Source organism: Pseudomonas sp. SAR267, from assembly GCF_052077595.1.
GTDB lineage: Bacteria > Pseudomonadota > Gammaproteobacteria > Pseudomonadales > Pseudomonadaceae > Aquipseudomonas > Aquipseudomonas vlassakiae.
In genome coordinates, this window is record NZ_JBQIHU010000001.1 from 5,732,582 (window position 1) to 5,755,157 (window position 22,576).

The window sequence follows — 22,576 nt, forward strand, 5'->3', positions numbered from 1 at the left end:
TGGAAAAGTTATCAATCGATGATGAAAACAAAATTAACAAATCAGTCGCCAGCGGTGAAGATGGCTTCACACGCTCACCGACAGCCTCGTCGGTTCAACAACTACAAAAGGCGGATCAGCATGGCCGGACTGGACAAGCGCGTAGCAACCTATGAAGAGGCCCTGGCAGGCCTGACCGACAACATGACGGTACTGGCCGGCGGCTTCGGCCTGTGCGGCATCCCCGAAAACCTGATTGCCGAAATCAAGCGCCTTGGCGTCAAGGGCCTGACCGTGGTCTCCAACAACTGCGGTGTCGACGGCTTCGGCCTGGGCGTTCTGCTGGAAGACCGGCAGATCCGCAAAATGATTGCCTCCTACGTTGGCGAGAACGCCGAATTCGAACGCCAGCTGCTCAGTGGCGAGCTGGAAGTCGAACTGACCCCGCAAGGCACCCTGGCCGAGAAAATGCGCGCCGGCGGTGCAGGCATCCCGGCCTTCTTTACCGCGACCGGTTACGGCACCCCGGTTGCCGAGGGCAAGGAAGTGCGCGAGTTCAAGGGCCGCAAGTACATCCTCGAAGAGTCCATCACCGGCGACTTCGCCATCGTCAAGGGCTGGAAGGCCGACCACTACGGCAACGTGGTGTACCGCAACACCGCGCAGAACTTCAACCCACTGGCGGCCACCGCTGGCAAGATCACCGTGGTCGAAGTGGAAGAAATCGTCGAGCCTGGCGTGCTGCTGCCCAGCGAAATCCATACCCCGGGCATCTATGTCGACCGGGTGATCGTCGGCACCTTCGAAAAACGCATCGAAAAGCGCACCGTCAAGGCCTGAGCGCCGTCCATCAGAACAACAAAGAGATCCTGACCATGGCACTGACCCGCGAACAGATGGCGCAACGCGTCGCCCGTGAACTGAAGGACGGCTACTACGTCAACCTCGGCATCGGCATCCCGACCCTGGTGGCCAACTATGTACCGGCCGACATGGACGTGATGTTGCAGTCCGAAAACGGCTTGCTCGGCATGGGCGAATTCCCCACCGAAAGCACCCTCGATGCCGACATGATCAACGCCGGCAAGCAGACTGTCACCGCCCGACGTGGCGCGTCGATCTTCGACTCGGCGCAATCGTTCGCCATGATCCGTGGCGGCCACGTCGACCTGACTGTACTGGGCGCTTTCGAAGTGGATGTGGAAGGCAACATCGCCTCGTGGATGATCCCCGGCAAACTGGTCAAGGGCATGGGCGGCGCCATGGACCTGGTCGCCGGTGCCGAGAACATCATCGTCACCATGACCCACGCCTCCAAGGATGGCGAGTCCAAGCTGCTGCCGCGTTGCAGCCTGCCGCTGACCGGTGCCGGCTGCATCCGCAAGGTCCTGACCGACCTGGCCTACCTGGAAATCGAAGACGGCGCCTTCATCCTGCGCGAGACCGCGCCGGGGGTGAGCGTCGAGGAGATCATCGAGAAAACCGCCGGCAAGCTGATCGTGCCGGATGATGTAAAGGAAATGACCTTCTAAAGCATCACACTGTCCCCCTGTAGGAGCGGCCTCGTGTCGCGAAAGGGCCGCAGAGCGGCCCCGGCAATTTCGGCTGTGAAGCTGAAATCCTGGGGCTGCTTCGCAGCCCGTTCGCGACACAAGGCCGCTCCTACAGGGGGTTCTGCGTTCATGCAGAAAAATCCGATAAGACCAATAAAAGGAAGTAACCGTGGCCGCTGAAATCCAAGACAGCCGCTCCGCCCGCTTTGCCCTGCGTTGTTCCAACTGGGCCGAACGCTGGTTCCCCGACTCCTGGGTATTCGCCGCCCTCGCCGTGTTGCTGGTGTGCATCGGCGCCCTGGCCATGGGCGGCAAGCCGACCGACACTGCCAAAGCGTTCGGCGATGGCTTCTGGAGCCTGATCCCGTTCACCATGCAAATGGCTTTCGTGGTCATCGGCGGCTACGTGGTGGCCAGCTCGCCACCGGCGGCCCGGCTGATCGACCGGCTGGCGCGCATCCCCGGCAATGGCCGGTCGGCGGTGTGCTGGGTTGCGCTGATCTCGATGCTGGCCTCGCTGCTCAACTGGGGGCTGTCGTTGGTGTTTGGCGGCCTGCTGGTCCGTGCCTTGGCCCGTCGTACCGAGCTGAAGATGGACTATCGCGCCGCAGGTGCTGCCGCCTACCTGGGCCTGGGCGCTGTCTGGGCGCTGGGCCTTTCGTCTTCGGCCGCGCAGTTGCAGGCCAACCCGGCCAGCCTGCCGCCATCGATCCTGTCGATCACGGGCGTGATCCCGTTCACCGAGACCATTTTTCTCTGGCAGTCCGGCGTGATGCTGGCAGCCCTGGTGATCGTCTCGCTGGTGATCGCCTATGCCACGGCGCCTGGCCCGAACAGTGCGCGTAGCGCCGAAGCCTGTGGCGTCGACCCCAGCTTTACCGCGCCAGCGCCAGCCAAGCGTACCCGCCCCGGTGAATGGCTGGAGCACAGCCCGATCCTGATCCTGATGCTGGTGGCCCTGGCCGCTGGCTGGCTGTACCAGGAGTTCGCCACCAAGCCGGCGATAACGGCGATTTCCGGGCTGAACACCTATAACCTGCTGTTCATCATGCTCGGTGCCTTGCTCCACTGGCGACCGCGCAGCTTCCTCGATGCCGTGGCCCGCGCTGTGCCGACCACCACCGGGGTGCTGATCCAGTTCCCCCTGTACGGCTCGATCGCAGCGATCCTGACCCAGGTCAAGGGGGTGGATGAACAGACCCTGGCTCACCACATTTCGCTGTTCTTCACCCAGATCGCCACCCATGACACCTACGCGCTGCTGATGGGCGTTTACTCTGCCGTGCTGGGGTTCTTCATCCCGTCAGGGGGAGGCAAGTGGATCATCGAAGCGCCTTACGTGATGCTGGTGGCCAACGACCTGCAGTACCACCTGGGCTGGGCGGTGCAGATCTACAACGCTGCCGAGGCGTTGCCGAACCTGATCAACCCGTTCTACATGCTGCCGCTGCTGGGCGTGCTGGGGCTCAAGGCGCGTGATCTGATAGGCTTCTCGTTCGTGCAGTTGCTGGTGCATGTGCCGTTGGTGCTGGTGTTGCTCTGGGCCTTGGGCACTACCTTGCAATACGTGCCCCCGGTGATGCCTTGAACTAGTTGTACTGCCTGCACCAGCCCTTCGCGGGTGAACCCGCTCCCACAGGTACTGCACCGCCCTTGAAGCTTGTCAGGATCCTGTGGGAGCGGGTTTACCCGCGAAGAGGCCGGTGCAGGTTTTCAATCAGCCAGCTTTGCCAACAATGCTGCCAAGGTCGCTTTCCCTGGCGCGTCCAGACCGAAAACGGGTCGCCGCGGTTCGCCCACTGACAGGCCGGTCATTTCTAGCCCGGCCTTGATGGTTGCCGGCAACCCGCCTTTGAGAATGAAATCCAGCAAGGGCAGCTGCCGATAGAACAGCGCCCTGGCCTGCGCCAGGTCTCCCTTCAGCACTGCCTGATACAAACCTTGGTTCAGTGCCGGAATCAGGTTCGGCGCTGCCGTGCACCAGCCCTTTGCCCCGGCCACGAACGCTTCCAGCGCCAGCGGGTTGCAGCCGTTGTAGAACGGCACCTGGCCTTCACCCAGCAAATGCAGCTTGTGCATGCGCTGGATGTCGCCGGTGCTTTCCTTGACCATGGTCACGTTGGCCACTTCGCGGACGATGCGCAGGATCAGCTCCACCGACATGTCGGTGCCGCTGGTGGCCGGGTTGTTGTAGAGCATGATCGGGATATCGATGGCCTCACCGATGGCGCGGTAGTGCTGGAGGATCTCGGCTTCGCTGAGTTTCCAGTAGGCGGCCGGCAGTACCATCACCGCGTCGGCGCCCTGGGCCTGGGCAAAACGGGCGCGTCGCACGGCACCGGCGGTAGTCAGGTCGGACACGCTGACGATGCTGGGCACCCGTTTGTCGATCTGCGCAAGGCTGTACTCGGCCACCTGCTGCCATTCGCTGTCGCTGAGATAGGCCCCTTCGCCGGTGCTGCCCAAGGGCGCGATGGCCTGCACGCCGCCGTCGATCAGGCGTTCGATGGACTGGCGCAACGCGGGCAGGTCGAGCTGTTCGCCACCAGCGCTGAAGGGGGTGATGGTGTAGCCGATGATGCCGTGGATTTCAGTGGTCATTTTAAAAGGCTCCGCAAGCAAGGCATTCAGGGTTCAGTTCAGGCAGTCGGCGTGGGTGCGCAGGCACTGCCGGGCAAAGTAGTTGAAGGCAGCGGCATGGCGCTTGGGCCGGTCGATCCAGTCGTGGGCTTCACGGCCCAGTGCCGGGTCGATGGGCTTGAGGGTGCCAGCCGACATCGCCAGCAGTTGCAGGCGTGCGGCGCGCTCGATCAACTGAGCGTACACGCAGGCCTGCTCGATGCTGATGCCGGTGGACAGCTGGCCATGGTGCGAGAGCAGAATGGCGCGCTTGTCCCCCAGTGCGGCACTGATGATCTCGCCTTCCTCGTTGCCCACCGGCACGCCAGGCCAGGCTTCAAGGAAGGCACAGTCGTCGTACAGCGGGCACAGGTCCATATGCGAGACCTGCAGCGGGACTTCCAGCATCGACAGGGCGGCAACGTGGGTCGGGTGGGTATGGATGATGCAGTTCACATCCGGCCGGGCGCGGTACACCCAGCTGTGGAAGCGATTGGCCGGGTTGGGCATGCCCTGGCCTTCGAGCACGTCGAGGTCCTCGTTGACCAGCAACAGGTTGCTGGCGCTGATTTCATCGAAACCCAGCCCCAGCTGCTGGGTGTAGAAAGTCCCGGGTTGCGGGCCGCGGGCGCTGATCTGCCCGGCCAGGCCGGAGTCGTGGCCATGATCGAACAGAATTCGGCAGGTCAGGGCCAGCTTTTCTCGTACAGTCCACGTATTATCGGCAAGCGAGCCTTGCATCTGCGTCAGCGCCTGCTGGACCAGTTGGTCCTTGCTGAGTGTCAGGGTCTTGGCCATGGGGTTTTCCTCTGTGGCGTGATGAGCGATGTCAGCGCTGGCCGGTTCCGAAGCTTTGGTCGGTCGAGGAATCTGCCGGTGCGTGACACAAATAATCCTATATGACACAAAGTGTCATAAGCAAGCCTGTGGACCCGGGAAAATCGCGTCGCATGTCTAACCGATTGAAAGTATTGAGAAAAAAACTTGGTGTCACGCTTGAGGCGCTGGCCGAGAAGTCCGGCATGACCAAGAGCTACCTGTCCAAGGTGGAGCGTGGCCTGAATACGCCGTCCATCGCTGCTGCGCTGAAGCTGGCGCGGGCGCTGAATGTCAACGTCGAAGATTTGTTCGCCGAGGAGCAGGCCGCCCAGAGCCGCTATAGCCTGGTACGCCAGGGCGAGCGTCAGCCGCTGGTGGGCGATGGCCATGGGCCGGGCTACGCAGCCTTGACCCGTCAGTTCGGGCAGCACAGCCTGTTGCCGTTCCTGATCAAGCCGCCGACCGAGTTCAGCGACCCGACCTTCAAAGAGCATGACGGTGAGGAGTTCTTGTTCGTCCACGCCGGCCAGGTGGAGGTCGACTTCATCAATGAGCGGGTGTTGCTGGAGCAGGGCGATGCACTGCACTTCAATGCCCAGACACCGCACCGCTTGCGCTCGGTCGGCGCGCAGCCGGCGCAGCTGCTGGTAGTGGTGCAGCACGGCGGCGAATGAGGGCCGGGCGATGATCGAGGTGTCGCGGTTCTGGCGGGATCCGGCATTGCCCTTCGTCGAAGCCCGGCGCGTGGGGGATGGGCGCAAGGTCTGTTATGCCGCGCATTCCCATGAGAGCTTTTCCATCGGCGTGATCACTGGCGGGCGCAGTACCTACCTGAGCGGCGCCAGTCAGGTCGAGGTAATGGCCGGTACCACGGTATTGATGAACCCGGGTGTGGTGCACACCTGCAACCCGATCGCCGGCCAGCCCTGGTCGTACCTGATGCTGTTCGTCGACATGCCGTGGTTGCTGGCTCGGGGCTTCGTCCTGCCTGCGCAGACGTTCAGTGCCTCTGCTGGGTTGTACAGCCGGCTGCTGCAATTGTTTGCCGACCTGTTCGACGCCGAGTTGAATGATCGAGAAGCACGGCTGGCCGCTTTTTTTGCCGATCTTCCCGGCTATTTGCACCCCAATGCGCACAAGCTGCCAAGCGAACATCCGCAATTGGATGCTGCTGCGGCATTCATTCGTGCGCACCGGAGCGACTCGCTTGGCCTGGCAGATATCTGCGCGGCGTGCGGCCTGTCCCGGTCCTATCTGATCCGTGCGTTCCGCCAGCGCTTCGGCCTGACCCCTCACGGTTATTTGCTGGATCAGCGGGTGCAGCATGCGCGGGCGCAACTGCGCAAGGGCAGGGCGATCGCCGACGTGGCACTGGAGGCAGGTTTTGCCGACCAGGCGCATCTTCAGAGGGCGTTCAAACAGCACCTGGCGGCGACACCCGGGCATTACCGAGATGCAGTGCCGGCCTCTTCGCGGCTAAAGCCACAGGCATAGCGCCAGCTTCAGATCCGGCGCGGTCCCTGTGGGAGCGGCTTTAGCCGCGAATAGGCCGGCACTGGCGACATCAAACCAGCAGATAAACCGCACTCCCCACCAGTAACACCGCCAGCCCCCGATTCAGCAACCGTAGATACCGCGGCTCCCGCAGGTACTGGCGGATCACACTCCCGGCCCAGGCCCAGCAGGCGACCGAGACGAAACAGATCGGCCCATAGATCCAGGTGAACAACCACAACAGATGCTGTTCGCCACCGGTGTAGGCGCCCACACCCGCCACCGCAGCCAGCCAGGCCTTGGGGTTGAGCCATTGCATCGCTGCGCCATGCCAGGCCGAGGGAGCCCGCGGCTGATCCGAGCCACCCAGCTGACCATCATCGCTGGCCAGCTTCCAGGCCATGTACAGCAGAAACGCCACGCCACCCCAGTGCAGCGCCAGCTCCAGGCGCGGCCAGCGCAACAGCAGTTCATGCAACCCCAGGCCGACCAGCACCAGCAACAGGCAGAAGCCCAGCGTCGCGCCTGTTACATGCCACATACTCGCTCGCAAGCCATGGCGGGCACCGCTGCCAAGGGCGACGACATTGACCGGCCCGGGCGAGATCGAAGCGGCGAGGGCGAATGCGGCCATGGAAAGGGACAGGCTCATTTCCGTAACTCCGTGGATTGATGAATGCCGCCATCCTCTAGCCTTGCGCAGCGGTGGTATTGAATAAAAGTCCCCTGAAAGCTGGTTACAGGTTTTGTAATAGTTTCGCGCTATCAGAAAAATCTGCTGTGCTTGTAGCATCGTCTTTCCTTTTTCAATCAAGGCCTATATGAGCACCTTCGCGGAACCCCCCAGTCCCTGGCCGTCCCGGCCATCCCCCCTTCGTCTGCGTGACGCCTTCTTCGTGAGTACCCGCTAATGGAATGGCTAGCTGATCCTACGGCCTGGCTAGGCCTGTTGACCCTTATCGTCCTCGAGCTGGTGCTGGGTATCGACAACCTGGTGTTCATCGCCATCCTCGCCGACAAGCTGCCACCGCATCAGCGCGACCGCGCGCGGGTCATCGGCCTTAGCCTGGCGCTGATCATGCGTTTGGGCCTGTTGGCCAGTATCTCGTGGATGGTCACCCTGACCGCACCGCTGTTCGAAGTGTTCGGCAAAAGCTTCTCTGGCCGTGACCTGATCATGCTGTTCGGCGGTGTGTTCCTGCTGTTCAAGGCGACCATGGAATTGCACGAACGCCTGGAAGGGCATGCCACCCAGGCTACGGGAGCCGTGCGTCATGCCTTGTTCTGGCCGATCGTGGCGCAGATCGTCGTGCTCGACGCGGTGTTCTCGCTGGACGCGGTGATCACGGCCGTTGGCATGGTCGAAGAATTGTCGGTGATGATGATCGCAGTGATCTTCTCGATCGGCATCATGATCGTCGCCAGCAAACCATTGACCCGTTTCGTCAACGCGCACCCGACGGTGATCATGCTGTGTCTGGGCTTCCTGATGATGATCGGTTTCAGCCTCACCGCCGAAGGCCTGGGCTTCCATATCCCGAAAGGCTACCTGTACGCGGCCATTGGCTTCTCGATTCTCATCGAGCTGTTCAACCAGTTGGCCCGTGCCCGCCGCAAGCGCAGCCTGCAGCAGCACCGGCCACTGCGTGAGCGTACCGCGCATGCGGTGCTGCGCCTGCTGGGTGGCCGCCGGGTCGAGGCTGACGAGGTGGGCGAAGAAATCGCCGACCTGGTCGAAGGGGGCGAAGAGCAGGTGCTGTTCGACCGCCGTGAGCGGGTGATGATCAGCGGCGTGCTGAACCTGGCCGAGCGGCCGATCCGCACGGTGATGACCGCGCGTGCCGAGGTCGACGTGCTTGACCTGGCGCAACCCGCGCAGGCCATTACCGAGGCGCTGGCCAACTCGCCGTATTCACGCCTGCCGTTGATTCGCGACGGCCATATCGAGGAACCGCTGGGCTTCGTGCACAAGAAGGAGTTGCTCAAGGAATTCCTGTCTGGCAGCCAGCCGGACCTGGAGCGCATGGCCCGGGCGCCGTTGAACCTGCTGGAGAGTTTCAGCATCCTCAACGCCCTCGAGCAAATGCGTAGCCAGTCAACGCACATTGCCTTCGTGATCAACGAGTTCGGCGATTTCACTGGTCTGCTGACCATGACCGACATTCTCGAGTCGATCGCCGGTGAGTTGCCGGATGCCAGCGAGGTGGAAGGCCCGGCGATCATCGAGGAAGATGGCAGCTTTGTCGTCAGTGGTGCCCTGAACCTGAGCCAGGTCCAGGCGCGGACAGGCTTCAGCGCCCGCGCCACCGAGGACTACCAGACCCTGGCAGGACTGGTGATGAGCTTGCTGGACCGCCTGCCGGTGGTGGGTGACCAGTTGGCCTGGAACGGTTGGCGCATGATTGTGGTGGCGGTGGAGGAGCGCCGGGTACGCCAGGTGCGCCTTACACCGAGCGCCGACGCTGACGCATCAGGTGCTTGAAGCCTTCAAGCACCAGCACCAGCACCGCGGCCCAGATCGGCAGGTAGGTCAGCCACTGATCCGGGCCGATGGTTTCGCCCAGTAGCAGGGCGACGCCCACCAGCAACACCGGCTCGACGTAGCTGAGCAGGCCGAACAGGCTGAACGGCAACAGGCGGCTGGCCAGCACGTAGGCGATCAGTGCGCAGGCGCTGATCGCCCCTAGCAGTGGAATCAGAGCATACAGGCCTGGGTGCTGGTGCAGATCGGCCGTCGTCAACGGCCCCTGGGTGACGAAATACAGCGCCCAGGGCAGCAACAGGCACATGTCGCACCACAGGCCACCCAGGTGGTCGGTGCGGCAGCGTCGCCGCAAGACGAAGTAGATCGGGTAGCCGATCGTCACCAACAAGGTTTCCCAGGCGAAGCTGCCATTCTGGTACAACTCGTGCCCGACACCCAGCGCGGCGCAGCCGACCGCCACTTGTTGCAGGCGTGACAAGCGCTCGCCATACACCAGGCGCCCGGTCAGCACCATTGCCAGCGGCAGCAGGAAATAGCCCATCGACACTTCCAGGCTACGCCCGTGCAACGGCGCCCAGAGGAACAGCCACAGCTGCACCCCCATCAACCACGAGGTACCGACCATGCCCAGCAGCAGGGTCGGCGTCCGGCGCACGCGGGCGAGCAGTTCACCGACGCGCTTCCAGTCTTTGCTGGCCAACATGAACAGGGTGAGGCAGGGCAGGGTCAACAACGTGCGCCAGCCAAAGATCTCTTCGCCGTCGAGCGGCGACAGCAAGGAGGTATAGAAATACATCACGGCGAACAGACAGGACGCCATGACCGACGAAATAATGCCTTTTGACACGAATGCCTCGGATAGGGAGTGAGCGGGTGGATCAGCCGCGCATGATCTCAGGGGCCGCGTCTTGCGGCAACCGCGCAACCGCCGGGTGGGTAGCGAGTGCCTTGAGGAAGTCGGCCGCCGGCATCGGCCGGGCAAACAGATAGCCTTGCTGGAAGTCCACCCCGCTGCGTGCCAGGTAGTCACGCTGCACGTCGGTTTCCACCCCTTCGGCAACGATGCCCAGGCCCAGCTTGGCGGACAGTTCGATGATGCTGTCCAGTATGTGTTGCGACAGCGCGTCACCACCGATCATGGCCACGAAACTCTGGTCGATCTTCAGGTAGTCGACCTTGAACTGGCGCAGGTAATTGAGGCTCGACTGGCCGGTGCCGAAGTCATCCAGGGCGATCATCACCCCCATGTCATGCAGTTTGGTGAACAGTTCGAGGGCTACCGGTGTGGCTTCAAGCAGCTTGCGCTCGGTCAGCTCCAGGGTCAGCCGGACTCGCCCTGGGGGAAAATGCTGGAGGAAGGTGCGGCAGTCGTCGAGCAGGCTCAGGTCGCGGCAGTGATCGGCGGTAATGTTGATGCCGATGTGGAAACCGTCCTCCAACAGCGCGGTGTAGGGGGCAAGACTTTGCGCAGTGTGCAGCATGAGGGCACGGGTCATGGCGACGATCTGGCCGCTGTGTTCGGCATAGGGGATGAACAGGTCCGGACGCACCAGGCCCTCACGGGGATGGTTCCAGCGCATCAGCACTTCAGCTCCGGCCCAGCGGTAGTCGCCCTTGCGCACCACGGGTTGGAAGTACGGCAGAAACTCGTCCGCCTCCAGCGCCCGGCGCAGCTCGGCACGCGGCGAGCTGGCCCGGCGAATCTGCCAGCGGCAGGCGCAACCGGCCACCACGCCGAGTACCAGCAGCAGGCTGAGCAGGGCGGGGTAGTGGCTGCGTAGCACTTCACCTTGTTTGCCGGCTTCGTAGCCGCCGTGCACGCTGAACGGGTAGCGGGTCGAGCCCAGCGTCACATCGGCGGCGGCGGCTGCCGGTGGCACGCCTTCATGCACTACGCCGTCCTTGCCCATCCAGGCCTTGCCGACACGGATCTGCAGGATTTCCTCCGGGCCAATCAGGCGCAAGGCTGTGAGCAGATGGTCGCCATCGACGGTGGTGATCGCGCCGCGGTCGCCATCGCTGGCGCGATAGACCAGCAGGGGATGGCCAGGCGTTACCGAATTGCCATCCATCAGCCATAGCCGACCATCGGTGTAGTCATTGGTCTCGACCTGTTCGTCGAAATCGCCGAACAGCGAACTGCAGTACAGGTTATGGTGCTGGAACAGGTTGGTCGAACGCACGAAGGCATTGCGCGTGACCTGGCTGCGCAAGGCCAGCTGGGCATCTGCGCAGGGGGTGCCGGCCAGTGGCAGCAGGGTCAGCGCGGCATTGGCCAGGTTGTCCAGAATATGGTCGACATGTTCGATCACCTGGCGTGTCGTCGCCTCGCTGCTGGCGCGCAATTCGCGCTCGATCTGCCAGTTCATTACCGCCAGGCCGCAGGCAAGCGGCACCACGCTGACGATCCAGGGCAGCAGCGTGCGCCAGCTCCAGCGAGCGGGGCGTTTGGCGGTGAGCGGCATGCTGGGGGATCTTCCTGATGATTGACGTGTTGAGGATAGCCGTTTGTCGGCGCAGGTGGCGAACTAAAGCGCGACAAAGCAATTTACGCACTGTAGAATCGGTTTACGAATACAACAATAAGGTCCTTCGTTTCTGAAGGGTCAACCCTCGCAGAGAATGGGTCCATATGACATACCATGGGTTCAAGCTGATCATTGGTGACTTCCTCGCCCGCAGCGTGCGCGGTATCCCATGCTCTCCACCATCGCCGTTCCACATCCTACGCAATCATTAATTTCCGCTGCAGATGAGGGTACGAACATGGCTGATATCTTTGACAATCCAATGGGCCTGATGGGCTTTGAGTTCATCGAACTGGCTTCGCCGACACCAGGCGTGCTGGAGCCGGTGTTCCAGATGCTCGGCTTCACCAAGGTGGCCACTCACCGCTCCAAGGACGTGCACCTGTACCGCCAGGGCGGCATCAACCTGATCCTCAACAATGAGCCAAAGAGCATCGCCTCTTACTTTGCCGCCGAGCATGGCCCGTCGGTGTGCGGCATGGCGTTCCGTGTGCGTAACGCCCATGAAGCCTACGCCCGGGCCCTGGAGCTGGGCGCCCAGCCAGTCGAGATCGAAACCGGCCCGATGGAACTGCGCCTGCCGGCCATCAAGGGCATTGGTGGTGCTCCGCTTTACCTGATCGACCGTTTCGATGAAGGCAGCTCGATCTACGATATCGACTTCAATTTCATCGAGGGTGTTGATCGCAACCCGGCGGGTGCAGGCTTGAAGATCATCGATCACCTGACCCACAACGTCTATCGCGGGCGCATGGCCTACTGGGCTGGCTTCTACGAGAAGCTGTTCAATTTCCGCGAGATCCGCTACTTCGATATCAAGGGCGAATACACCGGCCTGACCTCCAAGGCCATGACCGCGCCTGACGGCATGATCCGCATTCCGCTCAATGAAGAGTCATCCAAGGGTGCAGGGCAGATCGAAGAGTTCCTGATGCAGTTCAACGGCGAAGGCATCCAGCATGTGGCCTTCCTCACCGATGACCTGCTCAAGACCTGGGATGCCCTCAAGGGCCTTGGCATGCGATTCATGACCGCACCGCCGCAGACCTATTACGAAATGCTCGAAGAGCGCCTGCCAGGGCATGGCGAGCCAGTCGACCAGCTGCAGGCCCGTGGCATCCTGCTGGATGGCGCTTCCGAGCCGGGTGACAAGCGCCTGCTGCTGCAGATTTTCTCGGAAACCCTGCTTGGCCCGGTGTTCTTCGAATTCATTCAGCGTAAAGGGGATGACGGTTTCGGTGAAGGCAACTTCAAAGCCCTCTTCGAGTCCATCGAGCGTGACCAGGTGCGCCGTGGCGTGCTCAATGCCGAATGAGTGAATTGTGGCGCCGTCAGCCTTTGCTGGCGGCGCTGCGAGCACGCTGGCGACGTTGCCTGAACAGGCCCCAGTACGTGATCGAGCCGGTAATGACGCCTATCAGCGCCAAGATAGGGAAAAGCTGTTTCAATGTCTGGTGTGTCTGGTGTGCCGCATAGCCGTGGGCATAGCCTGCCTTGACGGTATAGCCATACTTGCTCGAGCCCCCCTCCTGGTAAAACTCGACTTGTGATGGGCGCGCTGCATCGCGGCTATCGCCGTCGGCCCAGATGTAAAACTCATCAAATTCGAGCAGTAACGTCAGCCCCGTCTGAAATGCCCGCAACTCATTGCGCAGCAACTGGCCATAGGACGTGGCAATGATCCCTTTATTATTCTCACTCAGCTGATAGGCGAGCAGAACCGCATTGGGTGTTGCTGGCGCATCCAGCACCAGACGAAATTGCGAACGAGTATCCGGGAAAATGTCATCGGGTGGAAAAGGCGTTTTCAAGGTATTGCAATAGGTGCGGCGATCAACGGTCAAAGCCAACGAACGCAGATGCGGCGCTTTTGTGACCTGATCGACCAATTGCGGCAGGGCACTCTCGCAGGCGGTCCCTGCCAACTTCAGTGCAGCAGACGCGGATGCGTGTATGCGATCCAGTGCCAGGTCCACGGAATAGATCGCTTCCTTCACAGAGATTCGTGCGGTTTCTTCAAGCTTCTTGTCCTGCTGATAAAGCATGACCATCAGCCCGGTGCCGACCGGCAGCAGGCTTATTGCCAAAGTCAGCAACAGTTCTATCAAACCCTGCCCAGCAGTTTTGATTCTCGACATGAATGTTCGGCCCCCAGTTTCCAAGCTGCCCGAGATGGGCAGCCCAAGTGGTGAGCCTATGAATCAATTACTGTACTTGCTGTAATCCATAACCATGCGTGCTTGGTGAACTACGCTGCTGAGGTGTAGGACTCATCGCCGCGAAAGGGCAGCAATGACCTGCTCGGCCAGCAGGCTCGTCGAGGCTGGGTTCTGCCCGGTAATCAGCCGGTCGTCGCAAACCACGAACGGCTTCCACGGCTCGTCGGCCTTGCTGTAGTTGCCGCCCCGGGCAATCAGTTCGGTCTCGGTAAGAAAGGGCACGACCTTGTCCAGCTCTGCCAGTTTTTCTTCGGTATTGGAAAACCCGGTGACCTGCCGGTCCTTGAGCAGCAGGCTGTTGTCGCTGAGCTTGATGTTCAACAGGCCGACCACGCCGTGACAGACCGCGGCAACCACGCCGTTGTTTTCATGGATGCTGCGTGCCAGCTCCTGCAATGGCGGGTTGTCGGGGAAGTCGTACATGACACCGTGGCCGCCCGTGTAGTAGATGGCGCAGTAATCACTTGCCCTGACCTCGCCTGGGCTTGATGTTGCGCCCAGACGGTTCATGAACGATGTGTCGTCATACCATTGCCAGTCCAGCTCCGGGGCCATTTGCAGGCTATGCGGGTCGATGGGTACATAGCCGCCATTCGGGCTCACATAATCGACTTCATACCCAGCTTTCAGCGCGACCTCGACAAAGTGCACGGCTTCCCCCAGCCATAGGCCCGTGGCCCGCTTCAGGCTCGGGTACTTGGCCGTGTTGGTCAGTACTACCAGAATCTTCTTGCTCATCACCTCGCTCCCGGGTCTGTCGTCGTGGGGCAATGGGGTCAGTGGCGCGGGGAAAACCTGTTAAGCATAGCTTCCGTTTGCCAAGGCGCTACTTCGGTAACGGGCCTATGCTGGTGGTCGGTGCCTGCGCACGCTGGATGCGCAGCTATTGCAGTGGCAGATGGTCGGGCAGATGATGCGCAAACGGAATCTTCATCCCAACGCAACGGTGGAAACGACAGTGCTGGTAAACGACACGCCGCGCAAACCTTCAGCCCAAGGCATGGAACTCGCCACGCGGCCGGCAACGGCAGCGGGCATGGCTGAGCAGGTCACGCGGTTCGACTGGTGTTACAGCGCGCTCGGGCCGCTGCCGCATTGGCAGGCACCGTTGCGTATCGCCGTCGACATGATGGTGCTTTCGCCGTTTCCCTGCGCGGTGGTCTGGGGCGCCGGGATGACCGTGGTTCACAATGATGCTTACGCGAATTTGCTCGAATGTGACGGTCACGCCCTGGGGCAGGCGTTCGACAGACTGTGGGCAAAAGCCTGGAAAGTCATTGGCCCTTGCGTGTTCCAGGTGCTTGAAGGGGGGGCGATCTTTGGCGAAGACCAGCCGCTATGGCTGACGAACAAGCAAACGGGCAACAAAGCCTGCTATGTCTTCAGCTACACACCGTTACGCGATGAACAGCACGAAGTGGTCGGGTTTCTGCATACGGTGATCGAAACCAGCGCCAGCGTCGACACGCATCATCAGTGGCGCGAGCAGGCATTGGCGTTCGAGCGCATGATCCAGTCCGTCTTGGCCGATCGTGATCACATCTGGCAACTTTCTCGCGATGCGATGATCGCCGTGACTGCCGACCTGCGGCTGCAAGCGGCCAACCCGACCTGGCAGCGCGTGCTGGGCTGGACCGAAGGCGAGGTGGTCGGTAAGCCGATCCTGGAACTGGTCCATCCTGCGGACAGAGCCGAAGTTGAGGTGGCGGTGATGGAGTTCGTCAACGACTGCGGGCTTGAGCAGCTCGAGACGCGGTTACGCCACAAGGACGGGCACTACCGGTTGTTTCGCTGGACGGCGAGTTTCGACGGCACGCTGCTGACGGCCGTAGGGCGGGACATTTCGCAGGAACATGAAGATATCTTGCGCCACTCCGATAGCCTTTTACGGGTAACCGAGCGGCTGGATGCGGTCAGCCATCTGGCCGGAGGCATGGCCCACGAGATGAACAACCTGCTGTCGGGTATTGGCGGCAGCCTGGAGTTGTTGCAACGACGCATGGAGCAAGGGTGCCTGGAGCACATCGACCGTTATGTGTCCCTGGCCAGCGATTCTGTACAGCGCGCCATGAAGCTCACACACCGTCTGCTGGCGTTCTCGCGTCATCAGCCGCTGTCACCCAAGCCGGTGGACATCAATCGCCAGCTGGCCGCCATGGAACCGCTGTTGCATCAGGTGCTGGGCACTGAAATGCTACTGGGCTTGGAGCTGGACGTACAACCCTGGGCAGTCTGCCTGGATGTTGCGCAGCTCGAAACCGCCATGGTGAACCTGTTAGCCAACGCCCGCGAGGCGTGCCTTGGCCGTGGCGTGGTGACGTTGCGTACAATCAACAAGCGCCTCGAGGCGGCGAGCCCCGACGACCAAGGTGTCCCGCCTGGTGACTATGTCGCCTTGTATGTGATCGACGATGGCCATGGTATGCCCCAAGTGGATCTGGCGCGGGCATTCGAGCCGTTCTTCACCACCAAACCCATGGGTCACGGTGCCGGGTTGGGCCTGGCGATGGTGTATGGCTTCGTCGGCCAGTCGGGTGGCCACGTATGGCTTGAATCAGCACCTGACCACGGTTTCAAGGTCTGCATGTTGTTTCCGCGATGCTTTGAACACGTGGCGCAGCAGCCCCCGCAGCCGGTTCCGGTGGTAACCCGGGCCATTGGCCAACGGGTGCTGCTGGTAGATGATGATGAAAACCTGCGTTCGGTGATGAAGGAGTATCTGCAGGAACGTGGTTTCGACGTGTGCGATGCGAGGGATGCGAATTCGGCGCTTGATCGCTTCCGCCACCACGGCCCGTTCGACCTGGTCATCACCGACATCGGCCTGCCCGGAGGTTTCAGTGGGCGGCAGGTCGCCAGGGCGATGCGCATGCTTGTGCCGGAGCAGAAAATTCTGTTCATCACCGGGTTCAATGACCAACCGCTGGACCCGCAACTGTCCGAGGCGCCCGGCACGGCGCTGATGCTCAAGCCGTTCGCGTTGGCCAGCCTGATGAGTCAGGCCCTGCTGATGCTGAGCGACTGAACCGGCCCCTTCGGCAACCCACTGGCCAATGCCAGTCACAGCCCCTGCTGCAGGAAGGGATCGTCCGGGTTCTGCCGCTCCAGTTCAGCCAGCAAGACCTGGACATTCTGCAACTGGCCGGACGCTTTCCAGTACTGGATCAGCAGCACCCGCGCCCGGCGGTTGGCTGGCTGGCGGCTGAGCAGGGTTTCCAGTTGTTTTTGCGCAGCATCGGACTGGTCCAGCTCATGCAAGGTGACCGCCAGAGTGTAGCGATAGTCGGCATTCTCCGGCTCCAGTTCCACCGCGCGGGACAAGGCGAGCAGGGCGTATTCACGCTGATCATGGCGGATCAGCCAGAGCCCCAGCTCGTATTGCAGGAACGCTGAGTCCGGACGCAGCGCCAGGGCCTTGGCCAGCACCTGGCGGGATTGCTCGTGATGGCCCTGGCGCTCCAGAAGGCGCACCTGTGTGGCCAGGGCGTCGAGGCCTTCCGGGGCCACCGCGAGGCTGCGCTGCAGGGCAGCGGCGGCCTGATCGTAGTCGTTCTCGTGCAAGTACAGGCGCGCCAGATGTACCTGGGCCTCGGCGTCGTCGGGTTGTTTTTCCAGGGCTTGCTGGTATTGCTCCAGTGCGCTCTGCAACGGGCCGAAGTACAGGCCGATGGCATCGGGGTCGAGACCGAGCAATGCGTCCACGGCGGCGAAGCGCACGCTCTGTTCGTCATCGTCCAGCAACGGCCCCAGCACCAGGCTGCGCTGAGAGGGCGGCAGTAGCTTGCGGATGCTGGCAATGGCTGCGCGACGCACCAGCGGGTCCTCGTTTTCCAGGTCCAGGCGCGCCAGCTTGAGCGCTTGCGGCGAGGGGTAGTTGGGTAATTCGGCATACAGCGCGGCGCGGCGGATCGGCGTCAGGTCATCGCGTTGCAGCTGTTGGTAAAGCACCCGGGCGGCACCTGGCAGGCCGTCATGGGCCTGGCGCAGTGCCTTGCCGTAGCTGTGTGGCGGCAGCACCGGTGGCGCGGGCTTGTCGTCCCGGCGCAGGAAAACGATGGCGAGCGACACCAGGATCAGCAACAACACGGCGATCAGGTAGCGGTGGCGTCTGGGCATCGTACGCAGCGGTCCATGGCGGTCGGAAGGCAGAGCTTGGGGCAGAATGCCCTAGGCTGCAAGCGAACGGGTCGCCAGCGGCCCATAAAAAAGCCCCGCAGACCAAGGCCGGCGGGGCAAACGGTTGGGGGAGGAACCAACCAAAGGAGTCGTTGCAAACAGAGGATCAGCGCGCGCTGGCGACGGTTTCAGGCTGCCAGCCACCGCCGAGGGCCTTGTAGATCGAGACGATGCCGCGATACAGCTCGACTTCACCCTGGGCCTGGGCGTCTTCGGCGCTCAGGCGTTCGCGTTCGGCATCGAGCAGCACCAGGTAATCCACCGTGCCCTCGCGGTAACGCACCGAGGCGAGGTCGGCTGCCTTGCGGCTGGCCTCGCTCTGCCGGATCAGCGACAACAGCCGCTGCTGGGTCTTGTCGTAGTCGCTGAAGGCGTTGGCCGACTCTTCCAGGGCCAGCAGCACCTGCTGTTCATAGTTGGCCAGGGCGCCTTCGGCGTCAGCCTTGGCCCCGCGCAGGCGGGCCCGCACGCTGCCCAGGTCGAAGGCGGCCCAGGTGATGCTCGGCCCCAGCGACCAGGCATTGGCTGCGGAGGAGCCGATCTGTGAGCCACGGGCGGCGGTAAAGCCAAGGAAGCCGCTGAGGCTTACCCGCGGGAACAGGTCGGCAGTGGCTACGCCGACATTGGCGGTGGCGGCGGCCAGCTGGCGTTCGGCGCTGCGGATATCCGGGCGGCGGCGCAGCAACTCGGCCGGGTCGCCCACCGGCAAGGCCTTGGCGATCGCCGGCAAGGCCTTGGGCGACAGGTCGACGCTCAGCGCGTCCGGGCGCTGACCGAGCAGGGTGGCGATGCGGTGCCGCGCTCGGGCCTGTTCGGCCTGCAACTGCGGCACGGTGGCCTCGACCCCCGCCAGGCGGGCATCGGCACGGACGACGTCGAGATCGTTGCCAACCCCGGCGTCGCGCAGGGTCAGCGTGATACTGCGAGACTCCTGCTGGGTCTTGAGGTTGGCCATGGCGATCTTTTCGCGCAGTTGCGCCCCGCGCAGCTGGCCATAGGCGTCCACCAGCTCAGCGATCAGGCTCACCTGCAGCTGTTGCAGGTCGGCCTGGGCCGCTGCTTCCTGGGCTTCGCTGGCCTCGATCTGGCGCTGGATGCGGCCGAACAGGTCAAGCTCCCAGGCCATGTCCAGGCCCAGGTCGTAGCGTTCCTGATTGACCCGCTGGGTGGTCTGACCGGGAATCTGGCCCTTGCCGATCTCGCTGCTGGCGCGGCTGGTGACCACGGGGAACTGGTCATTGGCGGCGTCATCACGAATCGCCCGTGCCGACTTGAGCCGGGCGAAGGCCACGCGCAGGTCACGGTTGCCGTCCAGCGATGCCTGCACCAGCTGGTTCAGCACCGGGTCGTCGAACTGCTTCCACCACACGCTTTCGAAGCGGCTGAGGTCGAAGGCCTTGGCCTGCACATCCGTGCTGTCGAAGTGTGCGGGCTCGGTGTCCGGGGTCTTGTAGTCCGGGCCGACCGCGCAGGCTGCCAGGGCCAGCGCCAGCAGGCTCGGGGTCAGGGGTTTGAGCAGGTTCATGCATGGTTCTCCAGCACAGGCGCGTGTTCGGCCTTGCGGGCCTGGCGACGCTCGACGAAACGGCGGATCAGGAAGAAGAACACCGGGGTCAGGAACAGGCCGAACACAGTCACGCCGATCATCCCCGAGAACACCGCCACACCCATGGCATGGCGCATTTCCGAGCCGGCACCGGAGCTGAACACCAGCGGTACCACGCCCATGATGAAGGCGATCGAGGTCATCAGGATCGGCCGCAGGCGCAGGCGGCAGGCCTCCAGCACCGCAGCCAGCGGGTCGAGGCCCTTGGCCTGTTCATCCTTGGCGAACTCGACGATCAGAATCGCGTTCTTGCACGCCAGGCCCACCAGCACGATCAGGCCGATCTGGGTGAAGATGTTGTTGTCGCCACCCGACACGATCACCCCGGTGATGGCCGACAGCAGGGTCATCGGTACGATCAGGATCACCGCCAGCGGCAGGCTCCAGCTCTCGTACTGGGCGGCCAGCACCAGGAAGGCCAGCAGCACGCACAGCGGGAACACGAACAACGCGGTATTGCCCGAGAGGATCTGCTGGTAGGTCAGGTCGGTCCACTCGAAGGTCATGCCGTTGGGCAGTTCCTGCTTGAGCAGCTTCTCGATCGCCGCCTCGGCCTGGCCGGAGCTGTAGCCTGGGGCTGCGGCACCGTTGATCTCGGCAGTGATGAAGCCGTTGTAGTGCATCACCCGGTCAGGCCCGGAGGTGTCGCTGACCTTGAGGAAGGTCGCCAGCGGGATCATCTCGCCGAGGTTGTTGCGCACCTTCAGCTGGCCGATCTGCTCGGCATCGAGGCGGAACTGCTGCTCGGCCTGTACGTTGACCTGGTAGGTGCGGCCAAAGCGGTTGAAGTCGTTGGTGTACAGCGAGCCCAGGTAGACCTGCAGGGTGTCGAAGATGTCGGTGATCGCCACGCCGTGGGTCTTGGCCTTTTCCCGGTCGATGGCGGCATCGACCTGCGGCACGTTGACCTGGTAGCTGGTGAACAGGCCCGCCAGTTCCGGCACGTTGTGGCTCTTGGCGATGATGTTCTGGGTTTCCTTGTACAGCGCTTCGTAGCCGAGGTTGCCGCGGTCCTCGATCTGCAGGCGGAAGCCACCGATGGTGCCAAGGCCTTGCACGGGCGGTGGCGGGAAGATCGCGATGTAGGCGTCCTGGATGTCGGCGAACTTGGCATTCAGCGCAGCGGCAATCGCCGCAGCCGACTGGCTCGGGTCCTTGCGCTCGTCGAACGGCTTGAGCGGGGTGAACACGATGCCGCTGTTCGGGCTGTTGGTGAAGCCGTTGATCGACAGGCCCGGGAAGGCTACCGAATCGGCTACGCCCGGTTGCTCCAGGGCGATTTCGCTCATGCGCTTGATCACCGCCTCGGTACGGTCGAGGCTGGCGGCGTCGGGCAGCTGGGCGAACGCCACCAGGTACTGCTTGTCCTGCGCCGGCACGAAACCGGTCGGCGTGGAGGCAAAGCCCAGGTAGGTCAGGCCCATCAGGCCGGCATAGACGAACAGGGCGATGCCGCTGGAGCGGATGACCCGGCGTACGCCGCCGACGTAGCCGTGGCTGGCGCGGTCGAAGAAGCGGTTGAACGGGGCAAACAGCCAGCTGCCCAGCAGCCGCTCGAGGAACCGCGAGAAGCGGTCTTTCGGCGCATGGTGGTCTTTCAGCAGCACGGCAGCCAGCGCTGGCGACAAGGTCAGCGAGTTGAACGCCGAGATCACGGTGGAAATGGCGATGGTCAAGGCGAACTGCTTGTAGAACTGCCCGGTCAGGCCGGAAATGAATGCCGCCGGTACGAACACCGCGCACAGCACCAGCGCCGTGGCGATGATCGGCCCGGTCACTTCGCTCATGGCTTTTTGCGTGGCTTCCAGGGGTTTCAACCCCAGCCCTATGTTCCGCTCGACGTTCTCCACCACGACGATGGCGTCGTCCACCACGATACCGATGGCCAGCACCAGGCCGAACAGCGACAGCGCATTGAGCGAGAAGCCGAACAGGTGCATGACCGCGAAGGTACCGATCAGCGAGACGGGTACAGCCATCAACGGGATGATCGAGGCGCGCCAGGTCTGCAGGAACAGGATCACCACCAGCACCACCAGCACCAGCGCTTCGAACAGCGTGTGCACCACGGCTTCGATGGAACCACGGACGAACACGGTCGGGTCATAGACGATGCTGTAGTCCATGCCTTGCGGGAAGTCCTTCTTCAGCTCGGCCATCTTGGCCCGCACTTCGTCGGAGATTTCGATGGCGTTGGAGCCTGGCCGCTGGAAGATCGGGATAGCCACCGCCGGCTGGTTGTTCAGCAGCGAACGCAGGGCGTACTGGCTGGAGCCCAGCTCGACCCGGGCAATGTCCTTCAGGCGCGTGATTTCGCCATCGGCACCTGCGCGGATGATGATGTTCTCGAATTCTTCCTCGTTGACCAGGCGGCCCTGGGTGTTGATCGACAGCTGGAAGCTGGTAGAGCCGGGGGCGGGCGGGGCGCCCAGCTGGCCGGCGGCGACCTGGCGGTTCTGCTCGCGAATCGCGGCCACCACATCGCTGGCGGTCAGGTTTCGCGACGCGGTCTTGTTCGGGTCGAGCCACACGCGCAGCGAGTAGTCACCCATGCCGAACAGCTGCACGTCACCGACGCCGCCCAGGCGCGCCAAGTCATCCTTGATGTTGAGGATGGCGTAGTTGGACAGGTAGAGCATGTCGTAGCGGTTGTCCGGCGATGTCAGGTGCACGACCATGGTCAGGTCAGGGGAAGCCTTGTCGACGGTGATACCGATTCGCGTCACTTCCTCCGGCAGCTTGGGCTGGGTGCGGGTGACACGGTTCTGCACCTGCACCTGGGCGTTGTCCAGGTCGGTGCCCAGGGCAAAGGTGATGGTCAGGGTCAGCTTGCCGTCGGCAGTGGACTGCGAGGACATGTACAGCATGTTCTCGACACCGGTGATAGCCTGCTCCAGCGGCGCGGCGACGGTCTCGCCGATGACCTTGGGGTTGGCACCAGGGAAGTTGGCGCGCACTACCACGGTCGGCGGTACCACCTCGGGGTATTCGCTGATCGGCAGCTGGAACAGCGAGATCGAACCGGCGATCAGCAGCACCAGCGACAGCACCGCGGCGAAGATCGGCCGGGTAATGAAGAATTTCGAGAAGTTCATCGA

The 22,576-nt window shown here is 62.6% G+C and carries 18 protein-coding genes; 8 read left to right on the forward strand and 10 right to left on the reverse strand.

Features of this window, described 5'->3' with window-relative positions:
- Positions 1–120: 120 nt before the first annotated feature.
- From ACTORR_RS27190 to ACTORR_RS27200, 3 genes are all read left to right on the forward strand, one after another.
- Positions 121–819: a CoA transferase subunit A gene (locus ACTORR_RS27190; RefSeq protein WP_262110303.1), complete on the forward strand. Its 699-nt coding sequence runs from the start codon at positions 121–123 to the stop codon at positions 817–819.
- A 35-nt stretch (positions 820–854) separates the two neighbouring features.
- Positions 855–1,511: a CoA transferase subunit B gene (locus ACTORR_RS27195; protein WP_027916751.1), complete on the forward strand. Its 657-nt coding sequence runs from the start codon at positions 855–857 to the stop codon at positions 1,509–1,511.
- Between the two features lie 190 nt (positions 1,512–1,701).
- The gene (locus tag ACTORR_RS27200) at positions 1,702–3,120 is read left to right on the forward strand and encodes a short-chain fatty acid transporter (RefSeq protein WP_313364236.1); all 1,419 of its coding nucleotides are present in this window, start codon (positions 1,702–1,704) and stop codon (positions 3,118–3,120) included.
- Positions 3,121–3,245: 125 nt separating this feature from the next.
- Here the strand turns inward: ACTORR_RS27200 and ACTORR_RS27205 are convergent, their stop codons facing one another.
- Entirely contained in the window at positions 3,246–4,133 is an 888-nt protein-coding gene (locus ACTORR_RS27205; protein WP_054885318.1) for a dihydrodipicolinate synthase family protein, read from the reverse strand.
- A gap of 33 nt (positions 4,134–4,166) precedes the next feature.
- The gene (locus ACTORR_RS27210) at positions 4,167–4,949 is read right to left on the reverse strand and encodes an aldolase (protein ID WP_054885317.1); all 783 of its coding nucleotides are present in this window, start codon (positions 4,947–4,949) and stop codon (positions 4,167–4,169) included.
- 152 nt (positions 4,950–5,101) lie between these two features.
- On the opposite strand from ACTORR_RS27210, the gene ACTORR_RS27215 reads away from it, so the two are divergent.
- Complete coding sequence (locus tag ACTORR_RS27215) at positions 5,102–5,644, forward strand: helix-turn-helix domain-containing protein (RefSeq protein ID WP_054885316.1); 543 nt, start codon at positions 5,102–5,104, stop codon at positions 5,642–5,644.
- A 10-nt stretch (positions 5,645–5,654) separates the two neighbouring features.
- Entirely contained in the window at positions 5,655–6,464 is an 810-nt protein-coding gene (locus ACTORR_RS27220) for an AraC family transcriptional regulator (protein ID WP_262110296.1), read from the forward strand.
- Between the two features lie 70 nt (positions 6,465–6,534).
- Here ACTORR_RS27220 and ACTORR_RS27225 read toward each other — a convergent pair whose 3' ends face one another.
- Entirely contained in the window at positions 6,535–7,116 is a 582-nt protein-coding gene (locus tag ACTORR_RS27225; RefSeq protein ID WP_313364234.1) for a LysE family translocator, read from the reverse strand.
- 258 nt (positions 7,117–7,374) lie between these two features.
- Here ACTORR_RS27225 and ACTORR_RS27230 point away from each other — a divergent pair, with 258 nt between their 5' ends.
- Complete coding sequence (locus ACTORR_RS27230) at positions 7,375–8,946, forward strand: TerC family protein (protein WP_313364221.1); 1,572 nt, start codon at positions 7,375–7,377, stop codon at positions 8,944–8,946.
- Here the strand turns inward: ACTORR_RS27230 and rarD are convergent.
- Both rarD and ACTORR_RS27240 read right to left on the reverse strand, forming a co-directional pair.
- A complete protein-coding gene (rarD, locus tag ACTORR_RS27235; RefSeq protein WP_054885312.1) occupies positions 8,909–9,796 on the reverse strand; it encodes an EamA family transporter RarD in 888 nt (295 codons plus the stop codon). The genes ACTORR_RS27230 and rarD overlap by 38 nt on opposite strands.
- Positions 9,797–9,827: 31 nt before the next feature.
- A complete protein-coding gene (locus ACTORR_RS27240) occupies positions 9,828–11,414 on the reverse strand; it encodes a cyclic diguanylate phosphodiesterase (RefSeq protein ID WP_313364220.1) in 1,587 nt (528 codons plus the stop codon).
- Between the two features lie 301 nt (positions 11,415–11,715).
- Between ACTORR_RS27240 and hppD the strand changes: the two genes are divergently transcribed.
- Positions 11,716–12,792, forward strand: coding sequence for a 4-hydroxyphenylpyruvate dioxygenase (hppD, locus tag ACTORR_RS27245; protein WP_054885310.1), 1,077 nt, complete (start codon positions 11,716–11,718; stop codon positions 12,790–12,792).
- 16 nt (positions 12,793–12,808) lie between these two features.
- Here the strand turns inward: hppD and ACTORR_RS27250 are convergent, their stop codons facing one another.
- Positions 12,809–13,615: a CSS-motif domain-containing protein gene (locus ACTORR_RS27250; RefSeq protein ID WP_262110293.1), complete on the reverse strand. Its 807-nt coding sequence runs from the start codon at positions 13,613–13,615 to the stop codon at positions 12,809–12,811.
- Positions 13,616–13,747: 132 nt separating this feature from the next.
- Positions 13,748–14,434, reverse strand: a complete 687-nt coding sequence (locus tag ACTORR_RS27255; protein ID WP_054885308.1) for a type 1 glutamine amidotransferase domain-containing protein — start codon at positions 14,432–14,434, stop codon at positions 13,748–13,750.
- A gap of 220 nt (positions 14,435–14,654) precedes the next feature.
- Here ACTORR_RS27255 and ACTORR_RS27260 point away from each other — a divergent pair, with 220 nt between their 5' ends.
- Positions 14,655–16,721, forward strand: coding sequence for a response regulator (locus ACTORR_RS27260; protein WP_409521040.1), 2,067 nt, complete (start codon positions 14,655–14,657; stop codon positions 16,719–16,721).
- A gap of 35 nt (positions 16,722–16,756) precedes the next feature.
- Here ACTORR_RS27260 and ACTORR_RS27265 read toward each other — a convergent pair whose 3' ends face one another.
- The 3 genes from ACTORR_RS27265 to ACTORR_RS27275 all read right to left on the reverse strand — a co-directional run bounded on the left by ACTORR_RS27265 (position 16,757) and on the right by ACTORR_RS27275 (position 22,573).
- Positions 16,757–17,812, reverse strand: a complete 1,056-nt coding sequence (locus tag ACTORR_RS27265; RefSeq protein WP_054885307.1) for a tetratricopeptide repeat protein — start codon at positions 17,810–17,812, stop codon at positions 16,757–16,759.
- A 166-nt stretch (positions 17,813–17,978) separates the two neighbouring features.
- Positions 17,979–19,397, reverse strand: a complete 1,419-nt coding sequence (locus ACTORR_RS27270) for a TolC family protein (RefSeq protein WP_313365661.1) — start codon at positions 19,395–19,397, stop codon at positions 17,979–17,981.
- Positions 19,394–22,573: an efflux RND transporter permease subunit gene (locus ACTORR_RS27275; protein ID WP_441344086.1), complete on the reverse strand. Its 3,180-nt coding sequence runs from the start codon at positions 22,571–22,573 to the stop codon at positions 19,394–19,396. The genes ACTORR_RS27270 and ACTORR_RS27275 overlap by 4 nt, the downstream gene beginning before the upstream one ends.
- Positions 22,574–22,576: the final 3 nt, after the last annotated feature.